Annotated in this window: 19 protein-coding genes and 4 pseudogenes; 6 read left to right on the top strand and 17 right to left on the bottom strand. The window is 65.2% G+C overall.

The window, feature by feature from the left end; all coding sequences use genetic code 11:
* Window positions 1-159: 159 nt before the first annotated feature.
* Window positions 160-1109: pseudogene (locus OMK73_RS30930) on the bottom strand (methyltransferase domain-containing protein).
* Between the two features lie 433 nt (window positions 1110-1542).
* On the opposite strand from OMK73_RS30930, the gene OMK73_RS30925 reads away from it, so the two are divergent.
* From OMK73_RS30925 to trmL, 3 genes are all read left to right on the top strand, one after another.
* Entirely contained in the window at window positions 1543-1932 is a 390-nt protein-coding gene (locus OMK73_RS30925) for a ComF family protein (protein WP_267605376.1), read from the top strand.
* Window positions 1896-2027, top strand: coding sequence for a ComF family protein (locus OMK73_RS30920; RefSeq protein WP_267605375.1), 132 nt, complete (start codon window positions 1896-1898; stop codon window positions 2025-2027). Before OMK73_RS30925 ends, OMK73_RS30920 begins: the two co-directional genes overlap by 37 nt.
* A 105-nt stretch (window positions 2028-2132) precedes the next feature.
* On the top strand, window positions 2133-2603 hold the full coding sequence (gene trmL / locus OMK73_RS30915; RefSeq protein ID WP_267605374.1) for a tRNA (uridine(34)/cytosine(34)/5-carboxymethylaminomethyluridine(34)-2'-O)-methyltransferase TrmL: 471 nt from the start codon (window positions 2133-2135) through the stop codon (window positions 2601-2603).
* A gap of 21 nt (window positions 2604-2624) precedes the next feature.
* On the opposite strand, the gene OMK73_RS30910 is transcribed toward trmL, so the two are convergent.
* The 6 genes and pseudogenes from OMK73_RS30910 to OMK73_RS30885 form a co-directional block, all read right to left on the bottom strand.
* Window positions 2625-3617 (bottom strand): Bug family tripartite tricarboxylate transporter substrate binding protein, encoded by a 993-nt coding sequence (locus OMK73_RS30910; protein WP_267606574.1) that lies wholly within the window; start codon window positions 3615-3617, stop codon window positions 2625-2627.
* Between the two features lie 22 nt (window positions 3618-3639).
* Window positions 3640-4654 (bottom strand): annotated as a pseudogene (locus tag OMK73_RS30905) (NAD(P)H-dependent glycerol-3-phosphate dehydrogenase).
* Between the two features lie 105 nt (window positions 4655-4759).
* Complete coding sequence (gene secB, locus OMK73_RS30900; protein ID WP_267605373.1) at window positions 4760-5278, bottom strand: protein-export chaperone SecB; 519 nt, start codon at window positions 5276-5278, stop codon at window positions 4760-4762.
* Window positions 5279-5474: 196 nt separating this feature from the next.
* On the bottom strand, window positions 5475-7178 hold the full coding sequence (gene ltrA, locus OMK73_RS30895) for a group II intron reverse transcriptase/maturase (protein ID WP_267605372.1): 1704 nt from the start codon (window positions 7176-7178) through the stop codon (window positions 5475-5477).
* Between the two features lie 1216 nt (window positions 7179-8394).
* Window positions 8395-8652 (bottom strand): glutaredoxin 3, encoded by a 258-nt coding sequence (gene grxC, locus OMK73_RS30890; RefSeq protein ID WP_043343338.1) that lies wholly within the window; start codon window positions 8650-8652, stop codon window positions 8395-8397.
* Window positions 8653-8757: 105 nt separating this feature from the next.
* A complete protein-coding gene (locus tag OMK73_RS30885; RefSeq protein ID WP_006159481.1) occupies window positions 8758-9171 on the bottom strand; it encodes a rhodanese-like domain-containing protein in 414 nt (137 codons plus the stop codon).
* Between the two features lie 140 nt (window positions 9172-9311).
* On the opposite strand from OMK73_RS30885, the gene gpmA reads away from it, so the two are divergent.
* The 3 genes from gpmA (at window position 9312) to OMK73_RS30870 (ending at window position 12632) form a co-directional block, all read left to right on the top strand.
* Window positions 9312-10058, top strand: coding sequence for a 2,3-diphosphoglycerate-dependent phosphoglycerate mutase (gpmA, locus tag OMK73_RS30880; protein WP_267605370.1), 747 nt, complete (start codon window positions 9312-9314; stop codon window positions 10056-10058).
* Window positions 10059-10218: 160 nt separating this feature from the next.
* Window positions 10219-11805: a S41 family peptidase gene (locus tag OMK73_RS30875; RefSeq protein ID WP_267605369.1), complete on the top strand. Its 1587-nt coding sequence runs from the start codon at window positions 10219-10221 to the stop codon at window positions 11803-11805.
* 50 nt (window positions 11806-11855) lie between these two features.
* Window positions 11856-12632, top strand: a complete 777-nt coding sequence (locus tag OMK73_RS30870; protein WP_267605368.1) for a HesA/MoeB/ThiF family protein — start codon at window positions 11856-11858, stop codon at window positions 12630-12632.
* On the opposite strand, the gene mnmH is transcribed toward OMK73_RS30870, so the two are convergent.
* From mnmH to ltrA (OMK73_RS30820), 10 genes and pseudogenes are all read right to left on the bottom strand, one after another.
* A complete protein-coding gene (gene mnmH, locus OMK73_RS30865) occupies window positions 12629-13780 on the bottom strand; it encodes a tRNA 2-selenouridine(34) synthase MnmH (RefSeq protein WP_267605366.1) in 1152 nt (383 codons plus the stop codon). The two genes, OMK73_RS30870 and mnmH, sit on opposite strands and share 4 nt — an antisense overlap.
* A complete protein-coding gene (selD, locus tag OMK73_RS30860; protein ID WP_267605365.1) occupies window positions 13780-14847 on the bottom strand; it encodes a selenide, water dikinase SelD in 1068 nt (355 codons plus the stop codon). The genes mnmH and selD overlap by 1 nt, the downstream gene beginning before the upstream one ends.
* 249 nt (window positions 14848-15096) lie before the next feature.
* Window positions 15097-15576: a bacterioferritin gene (gene bfr / locus OMK73_RS30855; RefSeq protein ID WP_267605363.1), complete on the bottom strand. Its 480-nt coding sequence runs from the start codon at window positions 15574-15576 to the stop codon at window positions 15097-15099.
* Window positions 15577-15688: 112 nt separating this feature from the next.
* The gene (locus tag OMK73_RS30850; protein ID WP_324291786.1) at window positions 15689-15985 is read right to left on the bottom strand and encodes a (2Fe-2S)-binding protein; all 297 of its coding nucleotides are present in this window, start codon (window positions 15983-15985) and stop codon (window positions 15689-15691) included.
* Window positions 15986-16219: 234 nt separating this feature from the next.
* Window positions 16220-17995, bottom strand: a complete 1776-nt coding sequence (gene ptsP / locus OMK73_RS30845) for a phosphoenolpyruvate--protein phosphotransferase (protein ID WP_267605360.1) — start codon at window positions 17993-17995, stop codon at window positions 16220-16222.
* 137 nt (window positions 17996-18132) lie between these two features.
* Window positions 18133-18402, bottom strand: a complete 270-nt coding sequence (locus OMK73_RS30840; protein ID WP_035861002.1) for an HPr family phosphocarrier protein — start codon at window positions 18400-18402, stop codon at window positions 18133-18135.
* Window positions 18371-18825: pseudogene (locus tag OMK73_RS30835) on the bottom strand (PTS sugar transporter subunit IIA). The gene OMK73_RS30840 and the pseudogene OMK73_RS30835 overlap by 32 nt, the downstream one beginning before the upstream one ends.
* 52 nt (window positions 18826-18877) lie before the next feature.
* Window positions 18878-19831, bottom strand: a complete 954-nt coding sequence (gshB, locus tag OMK73_RS30830; RefSeq protein ID WP_267605358.1) for a glutathione synthase — start codon at window positions 19829-19831, stop codon at window positions 18878-18880.
* A gap of 29 nt (window positions 19832-19860) precedes the next feature.
* A pseudogene (gene gshA / locus OMK73_RS30825) lies at window positions 19861-21155 on the bottom strand (glutamate--cysteine ligase).
* A gap of 481 nt (window positions 21156-21636) precedes the next feature.
* On the bottom strand, window positions 21637-23034 hold the full coding sequence (gene ltrA / locus OMK73_RS30820; RefSeq protein ID WP_267602818.1) for a group II intron reverse transcriptase/maturase: 1398 nt from the start codon (window positions 23032-23034) through the stop codon (window positions 21637-21639).
* Window positions 23035-23100: the final 66 nt, after the last annotated feature.

Below are 23100 nucleotides of genomic sequence, written 5' to 3'. Positions count from 1 at the left end.
CACTGCGACAAACTGGCGCATTATAGGGCGCTTCGCCTACTCGGACAAGGCCGCTACTTGACCAAGGGGCTGGCGCGCGACAAGTTTTTGTGCATCGGCGCGGTGCTCGCGATAGCGCGCTTGACTGCGCCGCCGATGCGTGCAGCAGCGGCGCGGACGTTACTTGCGTTGCCGCGCGCGCCCGATCTTGTCGAGCGGAACCACGGCGTGTCCGAGTTCATCGACGGCCTGCTTGCCGCGCGGCGCCAGCTTCCAGGCGTGGCCGTAGACGATCTCGAACGTGAGCGGGATCAGTCCCTCGGCATTGCGCTGGCGCTCCAGCGCAGCCAGCAGCGCTGCGTGCCAGCGGCGCCCGCGCAGCCCCCGCCCTTGCCCGCGGCAGCCGGCAGGCGCAGCCCGCCAAAGGCCTGCACTTCGCGCAGCAGGGTCCGTGGCGACTCATAGGTGATCGTCAGGGTCTCCATGTCCATCACGGGCGTGGACCAGCCACTGTGCACCAGCATGTCCCCGATATCGTGCATGTCGACGAAGCGCAGCGTGTGGGTGTCGCCATCCACTTCGGCAAAGGCGGCGCGCAGTTGCGCCAGCGTATCGGGCCCGAACAGCGAGAACAGGACCAAGCCTTCGTCGCGGGTGACCCGGTGCCACTCCGGGAAAACCCGGTGCGGCTCGGGGTGCCAGTGCAACGCCAGGTTGGACCACAACAGGTCGAAGCTGGCCGGCGCGAAGGGCAATGTGGCAAGATCGCCCTGCACCAGGTCGAAGGTCGGGCGCTTGCCGAGCAGGCGCCCGAGCCACCCGGACTGGCGCTGGGGATCGCGCTGCACGGCCTCGCGCAGCATCGCCCCGGAAATATCCAGGCCGGCGATCTGCGCATCCGGGTATTGGGCGCGCAGCGCGGCCAGGCCGCGCCCGTGGCCGCAGCCGATATCGAGCGCGCGCACCGGCGCCAGCCGGATCATCTGCATGCGCTCCTGCATGCGCTGGCCGATCTCGCCCAGCAAGAAGTCCAGCTGGCCGAATCCGGCGCTGCGCCGGTCAAAGGCGAGGCGGGTCAGCCGCGTGGGCGGCAAATAGGCATCGGGGGAGTCGGCGTCATGCAGGGACACGGTCAAACCAGGCAGCAAGAAACTAAGAATGTGGATGACGGCGGGCGTGAAGCGTCCGTCGGGCATACGGTGCGCGCGCCAACCGGCGCCGCAACAGGATCGCGAAGATACGCGCCCACCGCCAGGCCTGCCGCCGATGGCTCGGACGTGCCCCATGCGCCAGCCGCACCCCTGCTGCACCGCCTGGCGCACCCGGGCGAAGGCGCCCTGCGCCATCATGCGCGGCGCTTGCTGCGCACGCTCCTGCCAGCGGCCTGCGCATTGTGCGGCACTGTGCAGGACGAAACCGTCTGCGCAGGCTGCGCGCAAGAGTTGCTGACGCCGCTGCCGCGTTGCCGCTGCTGCGCGTCCGCTCGGGCGCATTGCCGGGCCAGGCGCTGCCTCGCTCTGCGCGCAGTGCCGCTACGAGGCGCCGCCTTTCGACGACGCGCTGGTGCTGGGCGACTACGCCAGACCGCAGGACGGCCTGGTGCTAGCCCTGAAATTCGGCGGCGTGCTGCCGCTGGCGGACTGGCTTGCGGGCGAGCTGGCACGCCGCTGGCAGGCCGAATCCGGCACGTCCGGCGTGGCCCTGCCCGATGTGCTGGCGCCGATCCCGCTGTCCGCGCAGCGCCTTGCCGAGCGCGGCTTCAACCAGTCCTGGGAAATCGCCAGGCCGCTGGCACGCCGGCTGGGCGTGCGCGCCGCGCCGACGCTGCGCGCGATACCCCGGCCCAAGCCACGCTGGACCTGCCCGCGCGCCAGGCCAACCTGCAGGATGCCTTTGGCCTCGTGCCCGGCAACGACGTGGCGGGCCAGCATGTCGGCCTGGTCGACGATGTGATGACCAGCGGCGCCACCTTGGGCGAAGCGGCGCGGGTCCCGAAAGCCCACGGCGCGGCACGCGTGACGCTGGTGGTTGCCTTGCGCACCCCGTAGCGCACCCGATAGCGCACCCCATAGGCCCGGCGTGACAGGCGGCCCCCGGCAGGGTAAGCTGCCCAGCGTTTCACGGCTGCGGCGCCCCTGGCCCGCCCCTCCCCCATGTTCAATGTCGTCCTGGTCGAACCCGAGATCCCGCCGAATACCGGCAATGTGATACGGCTGTGCGCCAACACCGGTGCGCGCCTGCACCTTGTCAAGCCGCTCGGCTTTCCGCTGGAAGATGCGCGCATGCGCCGCGCCGGCCTGGACTATCACGAGTACGCCAGCATGCGCGTGCACGAGAACTGGGACGCGCTGATGGAAAGCGAACAACCCGACCCGGCCCGCATGTTCGCGCTGACCACGCATGGCTCGACGCCCTTCGGCCAAGTCAGTTTCCTGCCCGGGGACTGGTTTGTGTTCGGATCGGAAACGCGCGGGCTGGCGCCGGAGCGGCGCGAGTGGTTTCCCACGGCGCAGCGCATCCGGCTGCCGATGCGGCCGGACAACCGGAGTCTCAACCTCTCCAATACCGTCGCGGTCGTGGTGTTCGAAGCCTGGCGCCAGAACGGCTTTGCCGGCGGCGCCTGAAGCCGCCGCCCGCGAACTTCCTTATTCCGGCTGCACGCCGGCCACGCGGATCACCTTGTCCCAGCGCACCTTCTCGCTAGCCATGGTCTGGCGCAGCGATTGCGGCGCGGTGCCGGCCGGCACGAAATACTGGGCGCGCATCTTGGCGCGCACGTCCTCGCTGCCGATGATGGCCACCAGCTCGCGATAGAGCCGGTCGATCACCGGCGCGGGCGTGCCCGCCGGGGCCAGCACCGCTTGCCATGAGATCGCCTCGAAGCCGGGATAGCCGGATTCCGCCACTGTCGGCACCGCGGGCAGCAGGCTGGTGCGCCCGCTGGTGGTCACCGCGATGATGCGCAGCTTGCCGGCAGTCACCAGCGGCATGGCAATGGCCGGCACCATGAAGCCGGCCTGCACCTGGCCGCCGACCATGGCGGTGGTGATCTGCGCGAACCCCGGATAGGGAATGTGCTGCAGGTCGATGCCGGCGGCCGCCTTGAGCTGCTCCATGGCCAGGTGGGCAGCGCTGCCGTTGCCCACCGACCCGTAGTTCAGCACGCCCGGCCGGGAACGGGCCAGGGCCACGAACTCCCGCACGTCATGCACCGGCAGGCGGGCATCCACCACCAGCACATTGGGCGACGTCGCCACCAGCGATACGGGGCTGAGCTGGCGCACCGGGTCGTAGCCGAGATGGCGCGACAAGGTTGGCGCGGTGACCAGCGGGCCATTGATGGTCAGCAGCAAGGTATAGCCATCCGGGGCGGCTCTGGCCACCATGTCGGTGCCGATATTGCCGCCGGCACCCGGGCGGTTTTCCACCACCACGGGTTGGCCGAGCGCCACGGACAGCTTCTCGGTCAGCAGGCGCGCGATCAGGTCAGGCGAAGACCCGGCCGGGAACGGCACCACCATGCGGATCGGCCGCGCCGGCCAGGGCTGGGCGGACGCGGGCGAAGCCAGCGCGGCACCAGCCGCGCCAGGCATGGCGCAGGTGGCAAGGGCTTTCAGGACGCGGCGCCGGGCCGCCATCATTGACTCACCCATCGCGGACTCACTCATCGCGCGCATCCCGCTGGAGCAGCCGCGCCACCGCGTCGGCGGCAGGCAGCCCTTCGAAGAGCACGGCGCATACCGCGCGCGTGATCGGCATCTCGACGCCCTTGGCCGCGGCCAGCGCCGCCACGGCCTGCGCACAGCGCACGCCTTCGGCAACGTGGCCCAGCTCGGCCAGGATCTGCGCGAGCGTCTTGCCCTCGGCCAACTGCTGGCCGACCTTGCGATTGCGCGAGAGATCGCCCGTAGCGGTCAGGATCAGGTCGCCCATGCCGGCCAGGCCCATGAAGGTTTCGATGCGCCCTCCCAGTGCCATGCCGAGCCGGGTCATCTCGGCCAGGCCGCGCGTCACCAGCGCGGCGCGCGCGTTCAGGCCCAGGCCCAGGCCATCGCTGGCGCCAGTGGCAATCGCCAGCACGTTCTTGACCGCGCCCCCACCTCGGCGCCGACCAGGTCGTCGCTGCCGTAGATGCGCATGGCATGGTGATGGAACGCCTGCTGCGCGAGCTCGGGCAGCGCCGGCGAGGTGCCCGCCACGGTGAGCGCGCAGGGCAGGCCCAGCGCCACTTCACGGGCAAAACTGGGGCCGGTCAGCACGCCGTAGCTGGTGTCATCGAGACGGCCGGCGGCGGTGAGCTCTTCGCGCACCATCTGGTGCGGCAACGCATTGGAGCCGGCCTCGAAGCCCTTGCACAGCCAGAGCATGCGCAAGCCCCGGTCTGGCTCGCGGCCAGCCGGCGCGTCATTTCGCGCAGGCCCGAGACCGGCGTGGCGACGATCACCAGGCCATCCGGCTCGACATCGGCATGCGCCGCGGCCCGATCGAAATCGGCCTGCACCGCGAGCCGCCCGGACAGCGGCACGCCGGGCAGGTAGGTGGCATTGACGCGGTCGGCGCCGATGCCGGCCAGCTGGGCAGCGTCCCGCCCCCACAGCACCACATCGTGGGTCGCGGCGGCATGGCTGGCGAGCGCGGTGCCCCAGGCACCCGCACCGAAGACTGTGATTTTCATGGCGGTTCGCCTCGCTTGTTCGGCCCCGCGCATTCGTCGCGACTACGCGGGCCGGAAAGACAAAACGGGGCCGAGGCCCCGTCTTTGCAGCTGACTACAGCAGGATCAGTGACGAGCCTGGCTGCCATCGGGCATCACGATGCCGCTGTTGCCGCCTTGCACGGCTTCAGCTTCTTCCATCGCGGCCTGCAGGCGCTGTTCGTATAGTGCCTGGAAGTTGATTTCCGACAGGTGGATGGCCTGGAAGCCGGCGCGGGTGATCACGTCGGCGATATTGCCGCGCAGGTACGGGTAGAGAATGGTCGGGCAGGCAATGCCCAGCAGCGGGTCGAGCTGCTCCACCGGCACGTTGCGGATATCGAAGATGCCGGCCTGATGGGCTTCCACCAGGAAGGCAACCTTGTCCTGCACCTTGGTGGTCACGGTACCGGTCACCACGACTTCGAAGATGCCTTCCTGCAGTTGCGAGGCGCCCACGTTCACCTGCACTTCCACGGCCGGCGCTTCGGTCTCGAGGAAGATGCCGGGGGAATTCGGCTGTTCGAGCGACATGTCCTTCAGGTACACACGCTGGATGTTGAAGAACGGCTGGTCTTCCTGCTGATTGTTCTGCTGGTCGCTCATGAAAGGCTTCCGGAAAAATGGGCGTTGGGGGCCAGGCGTACGGGACATTGGCACCGCGGGCGGGATTGGCCCAGGGTCACGGCCCGGGTCGGCACCCGGTTGGGAGGGTAGGGACGAGATCATTCCTGATCTGCCCCCCTAAGAACCGTACGTGCGAGTTTCCCCGCATACGGCTCAAGCTTTTCAAAGCCTCACCTCAAATCGAGGGGGCCGGTTTCACAACGGTTACACCATGGTGATGCACTTGAACATGACAGATTGGATGCAGCAGCACACGATTTCCTAGAGCATCCGAGCCGCCGTGAACGCGCTGCTCGATGTGATGGTCATGCCACCCCGTCTCTTTGGTCATCTTGCACTGACACACCGCGCACAAGCCCCGCTGGGACATGTACAACTTAATCCATTGCTTTCGGTGCGACATACTATTCAGCAATCGCTCCTGACGCAAGGTCTCGCCGTACAACTCCTGCTCGGGATCAAAGGGATGGTAGTCCCCTCGAACTTTCTTGTGCCGTTGGATCGGCGTGCTCGCGAGCGAGTACAAATCCTTCCTGCCCTTACTACCATCCTTCTGACGCACTGCGGTTCCGAACACCCAGTTCCGTGTACCGACGGATGCAAAGTACTTCTTGCGCACCCACTCAGCACTCTTCCTCGAGTGACGCCGTTTTGCCCACTTCCATAGAGCCCGGAATACATCGTGCTCCACTCTTGTGAACGTCAACTTGGCGGCTACCGGTTGGTGGTAAAGCGCCCAACCTCGTAGCACTGGATTAAGCAAGTCAATCAACGTCTCTTGCTTAGCCGTCTTGTGCCGGCTGACGATCTCTTTCACCTTGCCATAGAACGCGTTGACGTTCTTCCTACTCGGCTTGATGAGCAGTGTTCCCGAGTACTTCCGGAAACTCCACCCGAGAAAGTCGAAACCTGTGGCGATGTTGACGATCCGCGTTTTCTCCGTAGATAGTGTCAGCCCCCGCAGTGCAAGGAACTTTTCCACCCACGGCTTCACTTCGTGTTCCAAAACCTCCGACGTACTGCCGGTGATCACGAAGTCGTCCGCATACCGCACGACATTCACCTTCAGCTTCCGAACTTGGTTAACACCAAACTTTGCCCTTAGGGACTCCGTCAGGTCGCGCTCCAAACCGTTCAGCGCCACATTCGCCAACGTCGGGGAAATGATGCCTCCCTGCGGCGTTCCAGCATCGGTCGCCTGAAACTGGCCTTGAAACACCACGCCAGCTTTCAACCACTTACGCAGGATCGCTTTGTCCATCGGGACGTTACGCTCCAGCCACTTGTGATCGATGTTGTCAAAGCAGCCTTTGATATCCGCCTCCAGTATCCAAGAGGCCGAAACCTTCCTGGACAGGTTGACGAACAACTGGGCCATAGCATCGTGGGTCGAGCGGTTGATCCGAAACCCATACGAATTCGGATCGCTCCTACCTTCCGACACTGGCTCCAATGCCAGCAGGTATAGGGCCTGCATGGCTCGGTCCAACATGGTCGGTATGCCCAGAGGGCGTTCCGTCCCGTTGGCCTTTGGAATAAAGACCCGCCTTAACGGCAGCGGTCGATACCCCCGACGCTTCAACTGCCCGATAGCTGCCCACCGGGTTTCAGGCTCATCCCACAGCACGCGGTCAACACCTGCTGTCTTTCTGCCACGGTTCTCCGTCACTCGCCTGACCGCCGATGCCTTGGCGGAGAACGAGCGGGTCAGGGACCTCTGTAGAGCTTTCACCCTACGCCAATCCCCTTCCTGTGTCGCCTTCGCAATTCGAATCTGCATCTCTCGAACGGTCCGCTCTACGCGGCGCCAATTAATGGCACCCCAGCTTTGCGGAACGCCGGAGGGCGCAGATTTATCCTTACGGATAAATGCTTCCATGCTGCTCTCCTATCTTGAGGATCTTCCCCAACATCGAGAGACAACATGCCCCTTGAGGGACAGTTGCCCTCAAGGGAAGAAAAATTAAACAAGCGAGATTAGCCAGCCGTCCTGCGACGATTGACCAGTTGGAAGTCTGCCCGCTTTCGCGTGGGATGATGTTTCAACCCCTATCCGGACCATTACAGCCCGGCATTCGCTTTCTCCAACCTCCCATACCCGCACAGCCGACAGCGTTCCTTACGGTTCGCCTGCCCGAGCCATACCGCGCTCCGGCAGCCATACGGGCTTACCACGTTCCCTACACGTTACAAGACTGGGTTAGGACCCGCCTCTCCGCCGGTGGTCCGATGACGACGTATTCCGAGTTTCCAGCGGAATATCCGACCACATACCTTTTGGTTAGTGCCTGTCAGCAGCTTTGGCACCGTCATATTCACGGCGTTTATCAGCAGTTCACTTAGTGTTGCCCATACCAGCCAGCCTAGCTCCTCGACCCCGTTGCTGCTCGGAGCCTCTACCAACCCGCCTCGCGGCAGATTCGTACCCTTGCGGGGGCTACATTGTCAGGAAAGCTTCACACCCCACCGTTACCAGTGACGCATGTCTCCCTAGGCTACTGCTAGTCGTATAGCAGGTTCTCTATCGGGGCAGTCTCACGACCGTGCACGACCGAACCATAACGTGTAGAGCTTTCGCTCCGGGACCTCTCACAATCCTTACGACATCGTGACTCCATACTGCGGAATCAACTCGACAGGCGCAGACTCCAGAGAGTCAACGTATCCTGCCCCAAAGAGCGTAGCGCCAACCCATCTGGGCCGGTTTAAATGCCATGCTGTGGTCTCGCAACAATCTCTCGAAACCACACAGCCTCCCTTACGAAAGACTGTTTACAGAGAACTCGCCCAAAGGCGAGCGTCCCCGCCTTTGGGCGATGGCTGGAGGTAATCCAGCAAAAGCAAGTGCCGCTTGTCAAATCAGCTTTCGCCAATTCGACATTAGGCCAATGGACTCCCCTAAGCTGTTCGGCCAGGTTCGTCTAAGCAAGTAATGGTTGGGATTGGACGGCTTGGGTCGAGACCCTCACCTTGTCCCAACAAGGTCGATGCCCCTTACGTTGGGGCTACCCGGACACGAGAGTGCGTGTCGCACGAAAACGTATATGGTACATGACGCGGGTGGCGAATTCACCCGCGGCGAGACCGGCGGCGCTTCAGGCTGCCAGCAGCGGCACCAGGCCACCCTGGCGATCGAGCGCCGAGAGGTCGTCGAAGCCACCCACGTGGGTCTCGTCGATGTAGATCTGCGGCACGGTGCGGCGACCGGTGCGGCTCATCATTTCCTCGCGCTTGCCGGGCTCGCGGTCGATCAGGATCTTCTCGATCGCCTCCACGCCCTTGGCCTTCAGAAGGCGCTCGGCCATCTGGCAATACGGACAAACTACCGTGCTGTACATAACAACGCGGGCCATGCGCATCTCCTTGAAAAACGGGAATCCGGAGGTTGGTCGGTGCTCGCAAGCCGGGACAGCCGCGGCTCCGGAGGACAGGCTCCCGGAGCCGCTTGGGTCCGCCGCTTACTTGACTACGGGGAGGCCGGCTTGCTGCCAGGCGGCCAGGCCGCCTTCGAGCGAATAGATCTCACTGTAACCGGCTTCCTTCAGGGCTGCTTGACCCTTGCCCGAGCGCTGGCCGGTCTGGCACACGACGATGATGGGGACGGACTTGTCCTTTGCAAGGCTGGCGGCACGGCTTGCCAGGTCGGCAAGTGGCGCACTCTTGGCTTGCGGCAGGTGGCCCTTGGCGTATTCGGTGGCTTCCCGGATATCCACGACCACGGCATTGCGCTTGTTGATCAGCTGGGTCGCGGCGGCCGGGTTGACGGTCTTGCCGGAGGTTCCGCGCGAGATGGCGGGCCACGCCAGCAGGCCGCCCGACACGACGGCGAGGGCGATCAAGGCAAGGTTGTTGTAGTCGGCGAAGAAATTCACGTTGGCATTCCGGTGGGTTGAGTCGGCGGCATTATAAAATAGACGGTTTGGCGCCCGCGACCCGCTATTGTCTCCTAGTTGACACATGTGCGGCGGTATGTGGCAGGGCGCACACAGGTTTCTCACGCTTTGGAAGCAGCATGTACAAACTCGTTCTCATCCGCCACGGCGAATCCACGTGGAATCTCGAAAACCGCTTCACAGGCTGGGTCGACGTCGACCTCACCGACACCGGCGTGGCCCAGGCCAAGCTGGGCGGCAAGCTGCTGCGCGAAGCAGGGCTTGCCTTCGATGTAGCGTACACCTCGGTGTTGAAGCGTGCCATCCGCACGCTGTGGCACGTGCAGGACGAAATGGACCTGATGTGGATTCCGGTCCGCAACGAATGGCGCCTGAACGAACGCCACTATGGCGCGCTGTCCGGCCTGAACAAGGCCGAGACCGCCGCCAAGTTCGGCAACGAGCAGGTGCTGGTATGGCGCCGCAGCTACGACACCCCGCCGCCGGTGCTCGAAGCGGACGATCCGCGTGCGGCATACGACGATCCGCGCTACGCTCAAGTGCCGCGCGAGCAGATTCCGCTGACCGAATGCCTGAAGGACACGGTCGAGCGCGTGCTGCCGCTATGGAACGAATCCATCGCACCCGACATCAAAGCGGGAAAGCGCGTGGTAATCGCTGCCCATGGCAACAGCATCCGCGCGCTGGTGAAATACCTGGACCAGATCTCGGATGACGACATCGTTGGCATCAACATCCCCAATGGCACCCCGCTCGTCTACGAGCTGGACGCCGACCTGCGCCCGTTGCGTCATTACTACCTGGGCGACCAGGAAGCGATCGCAGCCTCCCTGGCCGCCGTGGCGAACCAAGGCAAGGCAACCTGAGGCCCGGGCCGGGCGAGCGCCCGAAGGCTCGCCCGGCCGCCTCATGCAGTGGACCAGGCCTTTTTGCTGCTCCCTCTTATACTGTCGGACAAATCCGGTCGGTGCGATGCGCCAGGCCGGCTCCGACACAGCACAATCCTCACACGTTCAGGCAGCCCTCATGCGTAAGACGCTCAAGAACATCAGTCTTGTTACTGCCGGACTCGTTGCCGGCGTGCTCGCCACGCTGCAACTATCGGCCACCGCGCAGAATTCGCCGGGGCCGCTGCCGCTGGAGCAGTTGCGCTTGATGGCCGACATCTTCGGCCAGATCAAGCGGGAATATGTCGAGCCGGTGGATGACAAGAAGCTGCTGACCGAAGCCATCAAGGGCATGGTCGCCAGCCTGGATCCGCATTCGGCCTACCTGGACGAGAAGGACTTCAAGGAACTGCAGGAAGGCACGCGCGGACGCTTTGCCGGCCTGGGGATCGAAATCTCGCAGGAAGAAGGGCTGGTCAAGGTGATCAACCCGATCGAAGACACCCCCGCCTTCCGTGCCGGCATCCAGCCCGGCGACCTGATCACCCGCATAGACGACAAGCCCGTGCGCGGCCTGCCGCTGGAGCAGGCGGTCAAGCGCATGCGCGGCGAGCCGGGCACCAAGGTCACGCTGACCATCTATCGCAAGAGCGACGAACGCACCTTCCCGGTGTCGATCACGCGCGCGGAGATCCGCGTGCAGTCGGTCAAGGCCAAGCTGATCGACAATGACCGCCTCGCCTGGGTCCGCCTGACCAGCTTCCAGGAACGCACGGTGGCCGACCTGGGCAAGAAGCTGGACGAACTGGCCCAGAAGAACCCCAACCTGAAGGGCGTGATCCTGGACCTGCGCAACAACGGCGGCGGCGTGCTGCAAGGCGCGGTCGGCGTGGCGGCAGCCTTCCTGCCCGACGACGTGACCGTGGTATCGACCAACGGCCAGGTGCCGGATGCCAAGCGCGTCTACAAGACCACGTTCAACAACTACCGGCTGTCCTCGCTCGAGGACGATCCGCTCAAGGGCCTGCCGGCGCTGTACAAGAAGATCCCGATGGTGGTGCTGACCAACGCCTACTCGGCGTCGGCCTCCGAAATCGTTGCCGGCGCGCTGCAAGACCACAAGCGCGCGCTGATCATGGGCAAGACCACGTTCGGCAAGGGCTCGGTGCAGACCGTACGCCCGCTCACCAACGACACCGGCATCAAGCTGACCATCGCGTACTACTACACGCCGACGGGCAAGTCGATCCAGGCCAAGGGCATCCGCCCGGACATCCCGGTCGACCAGAACCCGGAAGGCGATCCTGACGACGCGCTGATCACCCGCGAGATCGACACCGAGCGCCACCTGCACAACAAGCAGGAATCGGAAGAGCCCGAGATGAACGAGCGCGAACAGCGCCGCGTCGAGGAACTGCGCCGGCTCGAGGAAGAAAACGCCAAGAAGACGCCGGAAGAGCGCGACAAGGAACGCAAGAAGAAGCCGATCGAGTTCGGCACGGCCGAGGACTTCATGCTGCAGCAAGCCATCGCCCAGCTCGAAGGCCAGCCGGTCAAGCGCTCCAAGTCCAAGCTCGAAGCCGTGGCCACGTCGGACAAGCCGGCCAAGCCGGCGGCCAAGGCGGCTACCCCAGCCAAGCCGGCCACCAAGGCACCGGCCGGCGCGCCGCCTGCGAGCGCCCCGCTCGGAACACCGCTGGGCACGCCGACCGGCAAGGCTCCCTGAAATCCTGATGAATAGCAGCGGCCCCGCGGGGCCGCTTTGCATTGCAAGCCATGAACGACGATCAACTGCTGCGCTATTCGCGGCATATCCTGCTCGACGAACTCGGCATCGAGGGCCAGAGCCGGCTGCTTGCCAGCCACGCGCTGGTTATCGGCGCGGGCGGCCTGGGCGCTGCCGCCCTGCCCTACCTGGCCTCGGCCGGCGTGGGCACCATCACCGTGGTCGACGACGACGTGGTCGACCTGACCAACCTGCAGCGCCAGGTGATCCACACTACCGCCAATGTCGGACGCCCCAAGGTGGAATCGGCGCGCGAGGGCATGCTGCGCATCAACCCGGGCATCGACGTGCGCCTGGTGCGGGCACGCGTGGGCGCCGCCGAACTGGCACGCCTGGTAGCCGATGCCGGCGTGGTGCTCGATTGCAGCGACAACTTCGACACGCGCCAGGCCGTCAACCGCGCCTGCGTGCAGCACAGCGTGCCGCTGGTGTCTGGCGCGGCCCTGCGCTTCGATGGGCAGATCAGCGTGTTCGACCACCGCCAGCCGGGCGCCCCCTGCTATGCCTGCCTGTTCCCGCCCTCGCAGCCGGCGCAGGAGGTGGCTTGCGCCACCATGGGCGTGTTTGCGCCGCTGGTGGGGATGGTGGGCACGGTGCAGGCGGCCGAGGCCCTCAAGCTGCTGATGGGCGTTGGCACCACCCTGGCCGGCCGCCTGCTGATGGTCGATGCGCTTCGCATGGAATGGACCACGATGCGCCTCGCGCGCGTGGCCGATTGCGAAGTCTGCGGTGGCGCGCACGCGCAAGCCGCCCCTAAGCTCCCCTAAGCTCCCGCTAAGCGACCCGCGCGCGTTCCAGCGCGAGTTCGCTCGCGCAGGAAAGCCAGCACCGCGGCGCGCTCGCCGCGGAACACGATCCTGGCCTCGCGCTGTTCGCGCTGGTAGGCATACATCGGGTCGTAGTATTGCTGCAGGAGCAAGACGATCCAGCCCAGATGCAGGTCGGTATCGCCCGTTTCCTCCTGGCGCGCCAGCGCTTGGTCCAGCAAGTCCGAGAGCCGCTCGTAGCGCGTGCCGCCGAGCCGCTTGGCAATCGCCGCCATGGCATCGCGCAGGCGCGCCGCGTAGGCAGCGAAACCAGCCTGCTCACCCAGCGCCGCCATGAACTCCGCCGACAGGCCAAGCACGTAGTCCTCCAGCACGCGATGCACGCGCGCCTCGAAGGATTCCTCCAGCCAGACCAGCGGCGCCACCTGAATCGCCTGGTAGAAGGCCGGAGGCAGGTTGCGCGCACCGATGAAGCGCCCCTCGTCCTCAACGACCAGCGCCGGCAGCCCGGCCGCGCGATGGCGCAGCAGCGCAATCGCCAGGACATTCTCGAAATCGATCTGCGTGGGCTGCGCCACCGCGCGCCGGCCAAAGCTGGACCCGCGATGGCGGGCCTGGCCCTCCAGGTCGATGGCGGCGTCCTGGCAGCCGTTCGGGCCCGTGACCAGGTCAGTGATCAGCTCGGTCTTGCCACTTCCGGTCATGCCGCCCAGCACCAGCAGGCTGCATGCGGCGGCGGCATCGAGGGTCTCGATCAGGAAGCTGCGCATCGCCTTGTAGCCGCCCATGACGCGCGGATAAGCGATGCCGGCGTCCTCGCGCAACCACTGCTGCACGATCTGCGAGCGCATGCCACCGCGGAAGCAGTACAGGTAGCCGTCGGGATGCGCCCGTGCAAAGGCCGCCCAGCCCGCGGTTCGCGCCGCGCGGATTTCGCCGGCCACAAGCTGGTGGCCTAGCGCGATCGCGGCCTGCGGCCCTTGCTCCTCGTAGCACAAGCCCACCTGATGCCGCTCGGCATCGTCCATCAGCGGCAGGTTGACCGCGCCCGGAAACGCGCCACGGGCGAACTCCACCGGCGCGCGCGCATCGAGCAGCGGCGCGCCGGAAAGAAAGAGCTGCCGGAAATCCGCCGTATCCTCGCGCATCAGATCACCTCGACGGCATACCGGCCCTGCTCGACGAATTCGCCAACCGGCGCCAGCACCAGGCCAAACTCCGCGCAAGCCGCATGGAAATCGGCCTCGCCAGCAGGCTCGACCGCCACCAGCAAGCCGCCGCTGGTCTGCGGATCGCACAGCAAGGCGCGCTGCACTTCGCTCAACGCGCCGCCCTGGTTGTCGATGCCGGCGCCAATCCGTGCGCCGTAGCTTTCGAAGTTGCGCTGGGTGCCGCCCGGCACGCAACCGGCCTCCACGTAGCGCAGCACTTCCGGCAGCAGCGGCACGGCGGCATAGTCAAGACGCGCTGTGAGGCGGCTGCCATCGGCCATCTCGACGAGGTGCCCGAGCAGGCCAAAGCCGGTCACATCCGTCATGGCCCGCACGCCGGCCAGCTTGCCGAAGCGGCTGCCGGGACGATTGAGCACGCACATCCAGTCGCGCGCCAGGTTGACATCCTCGGCGCGCAGCTTGCCCTGCTTCTCGGCGGTGGTCAGCACGCCGATGCCCAGCGGCTTGGTCAGGTAGAGACGGCAGCCGGCGGTCGCGGTGTCGTTGCGTTTCAGGTGCGCGCGGTCGACCACGCCAGTCACCGCGAGCCCGAAGATGGGCTCGGGGGCGTCGATGGAATGCCCGCCGGCAAGCGGAATGCCCGCGTCCTCGCAGGCACGGCGCCCACCGGCCACCACCTCGCGCGCCACCTCGGGCGGCAGCAGCTTGACCGGCCAGCCGAGGATGGCGATGGCCAGCAGCGGATCGCCGCCCATCGCATAGACGTCGCTGATGGCGTTGGTGGCAGCGATGCGTCCGAAGTCGAACGGATCATCGACGATCGGCATGAAGAAATCGGTGGTGGATACCACGCCACGGCCCTGCTCCAGCCCATCCAGCGCATAGACCGCCGCATCGTCGCGCGAGGCATTGCCCACCCACAGGCGCGGGTCCAGGTGTTGGTTGCCGCTGCCGGCAAGGATCACGTCGAGCACCTGCGGCGAAATCTTGCACCCGCAGCCGGCACCATGGCTGTACTGCGTCAGGCGGATCGGGTCTTCCATGATGCTGACTCCTGTCATTTGGTGTGGTGTCGTGCGATGCCGATTCGGCGCCCTTTACCGCAGCATAGGCGGATCGCGCGCAAGCTGGCGCGAACAGCGGCCCTGGCAAGACGGTGAGGCGGGGGAAAGAATGGGAATCTGAATGATAGGGGTTACCGCCCGGATGCGGGCGGAGCCGGCAGCACCGAGTGGTGCCGCGCGGGTGCGGCTACTGGGTTCTTGCGAACTTGCGGCCGGCTGCTGGGCGGATTACTGCTCGCCCGGCTCCATCTGCGATTGCAGATAGTTCGGCAGGCCAACCTTGTCGATCAGGTCGAGCTGCGTTTCGAGGAATTCGATGTGCTCTTCGGTATCGGTCAGGATGTCGACCAGGATCTCGCGGCTAACGTAGTCGCCCACCGATTCGCAGTACGTGATGCCTTCCTTGACGGTGGCATGCGCGCCTTGCTCCAGCTTCAGGTCGCACTTGAGCATTTCCGGTGTGTCTTCGCCCAGCAGCAGCTTGTTGAGGTCCTGCAGATTGGGCAGGCCATCAAGCATCAGGATGCGATCGATCAGGCGGTCGGCATGCTTCATCTCACCGATGGACTCCTTGTACTCGATGTCGCCGAGCTTCTTCAGGCCCCAGTGGCGGTACATGCGAGCGTGCAGGAAGTACTGGTTGATCGCGGTCAGCTCGTTCTTCAGCTGCGCGTTCAGATGCTGGATGACCTTCTTGTCACCTTTCATTGGAGGCTCCTTGTTGCAACGGGCCCCCGCAAAAACGCGAAGCGGCGCAAGGCGCGCAGCAGGCAGTCAACACAAGCGAATACGCGCCGCAACCTGATAGTTGCGGGCGAGTTTAAGCAACCAGCTCGGTGCGCTGGTCGTTCGCGACTGCCGGGTCCCGAGTGTCCATTATGGCACGTGGCCCAGACGGCGAACAGGAGGAAATGTCTGCAATGCGGATCGTCGCGGCCGTCACATTGCGTACCGCCGCGACGCCTTCGCAAAGCACCTGTTGGGCGCATTCGCGGCAGCGGCCACAGCACGTGCCAACACCCAGCGTTTCGGCCAGCTCGTCGAGCGTGGACACGCCTAGATGCGCAGCACCGTGAATTTCTCGGTCGGTAACCTGATTGCAGATGCAAACGTACACAAATCCCTCCTTGGGAGAGGGGCGACACCAGCATGTCACCCGCGATGTACGTCAGAATATCAGAGATCGAAAATGATAACAATTCCCATTAAATCACAAAGGGTACATGCCAAGAACACGGCACTTAGCCCGGGAATTGTAGATAAAGGGAACGTCACAACTGGCGGAAAAGTGCCCCAGAAACCATCTGCGCGGCGTTGGATTTTCGTAAAAACCTTAACGCAGCCAGGGTTGTCAGAGCAGCTTCAGCGCGCAGGCGAGCTCCTCCGGCTCGTAAGCGCTCAGCACCTGCTCCACCAGCCGCTCCAGCCGCTCGCAGTCGGCATGCAGGACTTCCTGCTTGACCCGCAGCAACTGCGAGGGATGCATCGAGAACTCGCGCAACCCCATGCCCAGCAGCAGGCGCGTCATGGCGGGGTCCCCGGCCATCTCGCCGCACACCGCCACCGGCACGCCCGCGCGGTTGGCCTCGCGGATGGTGCGGGCGATCAGTTGCAGCACCGCCGGGTGCAGCGGGTCGTAGAGATGCGCCACGGCGTTGTCGGCACGGTCGATGGCCAGCGTGTACTGGATCAGGTCGTTGGTGCCGATGGAGAGGAAATCCATGCGCCGCAGGAACAGCGGCAGCATCAGCACGGCGGCGGGGATCTCGATCATCGCCCCGACCTTGATGTTGGGGTCGAACGCCTGGCCGCGCGCGTCGAGCTGGCGCTTGGCCTGCGCGATCAGATCCAGGGTCTGGTCGATCTCGCGGGCATGGGCCAGCATCGGGATCAGCAGCCGCACCGGGCCAAAGGCCGAGGCACGCAGCAGCGCGCGCAACTGGGTCAGGAACATGGCCGGCTCGGACAGCGACCAGCGGATCGCGCGCAAGCCCAGCGCCGGATTGAGGGCCGTCTCGAAATCGTCGCCGCGCCCATCCCGGCCGTCTCGGCCATCCAGTGGCTTGTCGGCGCCGATATCGATGGTGCGAATCGTGACGGGCAGCCCGTGCATGGCGTCCACGGCGCCGCGGTACGCCTCGAATTGCTCTTCCTCGTCGGGCAGCTCGCCGCGCCGGTTCATGAACAGGAATTCGGAGCGGAACAGGCCCACGCCAACCGCCCCCGCGGTCAGCGCCGCAGTGGCATCCTCCGCCATCTCGATATTGGCCAGCAGGTCGATCTCGAGCCCGTCCAGGGTCACCGCAGGCGTATGGCGCAGGCGCTGCAGGCGCTTCTTTTCCAGCGCGCGCTCGCTCTGCCGGTGGCGGTACTCCTCGAGGATGATCGCAGACGGATCCACGATGACAAGGCCCGCATCGCCGTCGATGATGACCCAGTCGTCCTGGCGGATCAGCTCGCTGGCGCTCTGCACGCCCACGGCGGCGGGGATGTCGAGGCTGCGCGCCACGATGGCGGTATGGGAAGTGCGTCCGCCAAGGTCGGTCACGAAGCCGTGGAACACGGTGTGGCGGAACTGCAGCATGTCGGCCGGCGAGATGTCGTGGGCAACCACGATCACGCCGGGCGCCGGCTCGCCATCCGGGGCCAGCGAGGAAGGCGGCACAGGGGCCGGGGCCAGCACGGCCGCGCCGGCCAGCACCTTGAGAATGCGCTCGACCACCTGGCGGATGTCCGCCTTGCGCTCGCGCAGGTATTCGTCCTCGATTTCGTCGAACTGGCGCATCAGCTCTTCGAGCCGCGTGGTCAGCGCCCATTCGGCGTTGTAGCGCCGGTTGCGGATCAGTGCCTCGGGCTCGCGCGCCAGCGCCTCGTCATCGAGGATCATGGCATGCACGTCGAGGAAGGCGCCCAGTTCCTCCGGCGCCTCGCGCGGCAGATCCCGCTTGAGCGTGACCAGCTCGGCCCGCACCGCCGCGCGCGCCGAGCGCAGGCGCTCGACCTCGGCATCAAGCCGGTCTTCGTCGACCAGGTAATGGGAGACATAGAGCGCGGCAGGCGCCAGCAAATGCGCGCGCCCGATGGCGACGCCGCGCGAGACCGGGATGCCGTGCAGGGCAAATGGCATGTACCGCTCCGTCAGGAACGTTTAAAAAGTCTGGCCAGGGCCAGCCACCTTGGAAACGGCTCAGGATGCGGCGAAGCGGCCCCGGCCAGGCCCGCCGCGGCGTTCAGTGCCGCCGCCCTTCATCCCGAGTCGGCCTCCTACTCCCCTTCTCCGAAGCGATTGGCGATGAGCGCCAGCAACGCGTCCATGGCCTCTTGCTCATCAGGTCCGTCGGTTTCGATGGTCACGGTCGAGCCGATGCCGGCGGCCAGCATCATCACACCCATGATGCTTTTGGCGTCGACCTGCCGACCATTGCGCGACATCTTGACCTGACTGACGAAGTTGCCCGCCAGTTGCGTCAGCTTGGCGGAAGCACGGGCATGCAGCCCAAGCTTATTGATTATGTTGGTGTCCCTCTGCAGCATATTTGTCGGGATGATTTGCGATCTGGTTCTGGACGGTGGTGGAGCCTACCTGCAGCACACCCTGCGAGCCCCCGCCAGCGCCTTGAGGGCGAGCTGGTCGAGTTTCTCGGCACGGTAGCAGATGGCGCGCACCAGCATGGGAAGGTTGACGCCGGCAAGCACCTTGACGCGGCCCGGCTCGGCGAGGCGGGCGGCAATGTTGGCCGGCGTGGCGCCGAAGATATCGGTCAACACCAGTGCGCCGTTGTCTTCGCTGACTTCGGCGAGGCGGCGCCGGGCCTCGGCCAGCACGGCGGCGGGCTCGGCATCCGGCATGACGTCGATCGCCTCGAGCCGTTGGGGCTGGCCGCAGTAGACGTGGGCGGCGCACTCGCGCAATGCCGAAGCCAGCGGGGCGTGCGCGATGATCAGGATGCCTGCCATGGTGGTGAATCCGTTGGATTGACGCGATTGTAGCAGGCAGTCCGCCCGTGATTCAGCGCGAACGCGCCTGTACCGCGTGCTCGAGCGCGTCGATGAACATGGCGGCCACCTGGAACCCGGTCTGCTGCGTGATCTCCTGGAAGCACGTCGGGCTCGTCACATTGACCTCGGTCAGGTAATTGCCGATCACGTCCAGCCCAACCAGCAGCAAGCCTTGTTCCCACAGGCCCGGGGCCAGCGCCTCGGCGATCTCGCGATCGCGCGCCGAGAGCTCCTGGGCCCGGCCGGTGCCGCCCGCCGCCAGGTTGCCGCGCACTTCGCCGTCCTTGGGAATGCGCGCCAGCGAGTACGGCACGGGCACGCCGCCGATCAGCAGGATGCGCTTGTCGCCGTCCTTGATCTCGGGAATATAACGCTGCACCATCAGCGTGCGCGCGCCGTTTTCCCCCAGCGTCTCGATGATGGCGCCAAGATTCAGGCCGTCCGCGCCAACCCGGAAGATCCCCATCCCGCCCATGCCGTCGAGCGGCTTGAGAATCACATCACGATGCTCCGCGTGGAACGCGCGAATACGATCCGCGTCACGGGTGACCAGGGTCGGCGTGATGTACTCGGGATAGCGGGCAATCGCCAGCTTTTCGGAATGGTCGCGGATCGCCTGTGGCTTGTTGAACACATTGGCGCCCTGCGACTCAGCCAGCTCCAGCAGCCAGGTGCTGGTCACGTACTCCATGTCGAAGGGCGGATCCTTGCGCATCACGATCGCATCGAAGCCGGTCAACGGCTGCAGGCTGGGCTCGCCCGCGCGGTACCAGTCGTGGGCGTCGCCGGTCAACTGCAGCGCACGCACCACCGCTTCGACCTGATGGGCCGAGAGCGACAGTTGCGACTGCAGGCAGGCAAACAGCTCATGGCCGCGTTCCACCGCCTCCACCATCATGGCGTAGGTCGAGTCCTTGTAGGTCTTGAAGGTGTCCAGCGGGTCGGTAATAAACAGAATGCGCATGTTGGCTCGTCCCGGTCGCAGCGTTTGTCTCAGAGAATCGGATTGGGGTCGGTCTTCTCGAGTTCCAGCGACGCCGCCAGCAAAGCCAGCCGCGCCACCACACCATACATATAGAAGCGGTTCGGCACGGCCGCGCCCGGCTTGGCGTGGCTATCCGGAATGCCGTTGGGCGCGAACGCCAGCGGCACGAAATGCGCGCCCGGCGCATTCAGGTTCTCGTCGTTGCCGCGGCCGGTATGGACGCGGTAGAAGCCGCCGACCACGTAGCGGTCGATCATGTACACCACGGGCTCGGCCACCGCCTCGTTGACCTTCTCGAAGGTGTGCACGCCTTCCTGGATGATGACGTCATTGACCTCGAGGCCTTCCTTGACGACGCTCATCTTGTTGCGTTCCTTGCGGTTCAGCCCCTTGATCTCGGACGCATCCTTGATGGTCATAATGCCCATGCCGTAGGTGCCGGCATCGGCCTTGACCACCACATACGGCGTTTCCTTGATGCCGTATTCGCGGTACTTCTTGGCGATCTTCTTGAGCACGCCTTCGACCGAGTCGGCCAGCGCCTCCTCGCCAATGCGCTCATGGAAATCGATGCCACCGCACTTGGCGAAGTACGGGTTGACCATCCACGGATCGACGTCGATCAGCTTGGCGAACTTCTTGGCCACTTCGTCGTAGGCCGAGAAGTGGCTCGACTTGCGGCGCGTCGACCAGCCCGCGTGCAGCGGCGGCAGCAGGTATTGCTCGCTGATGTTCTCCAGGATCGGGGGAATGCCGGCGGAGAGATCGTTGTTGAGCAGGATCGAGCAGGGATCGAAGTCCTTGAGCCCCAGGCGGCGGCCGCGCGCGCCCAGGCGGGCCAGCGGCTCCACCACCAGCGTCTGCCCATCAGGCAGCTCGATCGGCGTGGGTTCGGTGATGTCTTCGGACAGCGAGCCCAGGCGGACGTTGAGGCCGGCCTGGCGCATGATCAGCGACAGCCGCGCCACGTTCTGCAGGTAGAACATGTTGCGCGTGTGACGCTCGGGGATCAGCAGCAGGTTCTTGGCGTCGGGGCAGATCTTCTCGATCGCCGCCATGGCCGCCTGGACGGCCAGCGGCAGCATTTCAGGCGCCAGGTTGTTGAACCCGCCAGGGAACAGGTTGGTATCGACCGGGGCCAGCTTGAAGCCGGCGTTGCGCAGGTCGACCGAACAGTAGAACGGAGGCGTATGTTCCTGCCATTCCAGCCTGAACCAGCGCTCGATGGACGGCGTCGCATCCAGGATCTTTTTTCCAGCTCGAGCAGCGGACCGTTCAGCGCGGTGATGAGATGCGGGACCATAAACATCCTATTGATCGTCTTTATCGTTCGCCCAGATTGTAGAGGAACGGCCAATTGGCTGCTGGCGCTGCCTGAATAAGCATATGCGAGCGCCGGCATAAGGGATAAGGGATACGGATATGGGGATGGGCGCCCGGAATAAAAGGGGGGTCCCAGGAGGAATCCGAAGCACTTCCGGGCGGCCTGCCAGCAGGGCCGGGAGGCAAAAAAAGCACGACCGGAGCCGCGCTTTCAAATGGCCTGACAGATACGGGGAGCGTTCTGCAGGTGGAGGAAACTGCCTCAGTGGCACTGTATGTGCGCTCCCCCTCAAAAACAATTGAAGCTTTTTAAGATCGGATTTAAGCACTTTGCGAAAAAACCGCCGGCTCCGCTTTCCGCCTGGCCCGGCCGCCCGCGGCGGACGCCACAATCGAGTAGGGTGAGGGGTTACCCCTCAGCCCTCTCACACCACCGTACGTGCGGTTCCGCATACGGCGGTTCACGAACGAGACTGCAAGCGCCGCTGAGTATCCAGCAGCGAGACCAGCCCCATGGCGTCGAAGTAGCGTTTCGGGAAGGCATCGCGCAGATGCATCGCGCCAGCATTCCACCACGGGCCGCGCCCGTTGTAGGCTGACTTGTACGCTCGCTCGTCCGATAGCCCCTGCCGACGCAGCATCACCACCCGGGTCCGACGACGTTTGGCTTGCCGCCACAATAAGCAGCGCAGCCGCCGTCTGATCCAGGCGTCCAACTCCTCCAGCGCACGCTTGCCTTCGGTCCAGCGGAAGTACCCCATCCACCCGCGCAGTACCGGATTCAACACTGCTATCGTGTGGGCCGGGTTCCCTCCTCGTCCCGGACGCACCAGTTCCCGCACACGCTCCTTCAGCCTTTGCAGGCTGTCCGGCGCAATGCGCAACCGCGCCTGACGGTGCATTGTCAGGCTATAGCCCAGGAACTTGCGCGCCCACGGCCGCGCACACGCGCTCTTGGCCTCGTTGACCCGCAGCTTCAGCCGCTCCGCTAGGAACGCTGTCATGCCAGCCAACACCTGCCGTCCTGCCGTCTTGCTACGCACATAGATATTGCAGTCGTCCGCGTAACGACAGGACGCGAGGCCCCGCCTTTCCAGCTCACGGTCCCAATCCGTCAGCAGGATGTTCGACAGCAACGGCGACAGCGGCCCGCCTTGCGGCGTGCCTTGCCTCCTTGCCTCGACCATCCCGCCACGCATCAGCCCCGCTTCCAGATACCGCCGGATCAGCTTGAGCACCCGGGCGTCCCTCACTTGCCGTGCCACCCGCGACATCAGGATGTCGTGGTTGACCCGGTCGAAGAACTTCTCCAGGTCGATGTCCACCACCCAGCGCCGGCCTTCCCGCACATACCGCTGTGCCTGCAAGACCGCCTGCTGAGCGCTGCGCCCCGGCCTGAAGCCGTAGCTCGACTCGGAGAATCCCGGCTCAAAGATCGGTTGGAGAACTTGCAGCAGCGCCTGCTGGATCAGCCGGTCCATCACCGTCGGGATGCCCAGTGTCCTCACCCCGCCCGCAGGCTTGGGGATGTCCACCGCGCGCACCGCCTGCGGGATGTATTGGCCGGCCAGCAGCGCCGCCTTGACGCTCGGCCAGTGCACCTTCAGCCAGTCCCGCAACGCCGTCACCGCCAGGGCATCCACCCCGGCCGCGCCACCGTTCCTGACCACCTTCCGGTACGCCAGCCACATGTTGCCCTTCTCGACCACCGCCTCCATCAGCGATGGCGCCCGCGCTTTCGTTTGCCCGACAGCCGCCGTGCCAGCCTCCGCACCCCCATCGGCCCCAGGCAGGTTCCGCCCGCCTTCCTCCGCTGTGGGCTGCACTCGTTCGTGCATTTGGGCTTCGTCGGTAAGCATCGAGGTCTGTCGTCCTAATCGCGCTCATTCATGTTTGGCCCTTCAGTGCCAACCGCGCACCTAATA

Origin of the sequence: Cupriavidus sp. D39, from assembly GCF_026627925.1 — a bacterium.
Taxonomy (GTDB): domain Bacteria; phylum Pseudomonadota; class Gammaproteobacteria; order Burkholderiales; family Burkholderiaceae; genus Cupriavidus; species Cupriavidus ulmosensis.
Note: the sequence above shows the minus strand (reverse complement) of the source record. Positions and strands in the feature narration are given on the sequence as shown.